The sequence below is a fragment of the Psychrobacter sp. TB20-MNA-CIBAN-0197 genome, assembly GCF_040309765.1.
GTDB classification, from domain to species: domain Bacteria; phylum Pseudomonadota; class Gammaproteobacteria; order Pseudomonadales; family Moraxellaceae; genus Psychrobacter; species Psychrobacter submarinus.
The window spans coordinates 1-271 of record NZ_JBEOPC010000607.1; the positions used below are offsets into that span (position 1 = coordinate 1).

Here is a 271-nt window from a genome sequence, read left to right on the forward strand (position 1 = left end):
ATGCGAGGATCTGACATGTCAGGCGTATATAAAGCATGGAATAAATTGGGTGAGCAGCCTCTGCCACAAAAAAAGCAAGACTATTTAGAGCGCTTTAATCACGTGCGTAAACGCTGGATTTTTAAAGGTTACCCAATACAGCGTGGCTATGCGTGGGGCACTGCACTTATTACTCAATTTGTAGATTCTGACTTAGTACGAAATATTACTGATAGACTTTAATTTAAAGCATAAACCGTAATTTAAAAACACCTAATTCATTGTGTGATTT

At 37.6% G+C, this 271-nt stretch carries 1 protein-coding gene; it reads left to right on the forward strand.

Annotated features, from left to right (window positions below; translation table 11 throughout):
• A partial coding sequence (locus AAEY83_RS15170) for a hypothetical protein (RefSeq protein ID WP_351060210.1) occupies positions 1-222 on the forward strand: 222 nt, incomplete at its 5' end.
• Positions 223-271: the final 49 nt, after the last annotated feature.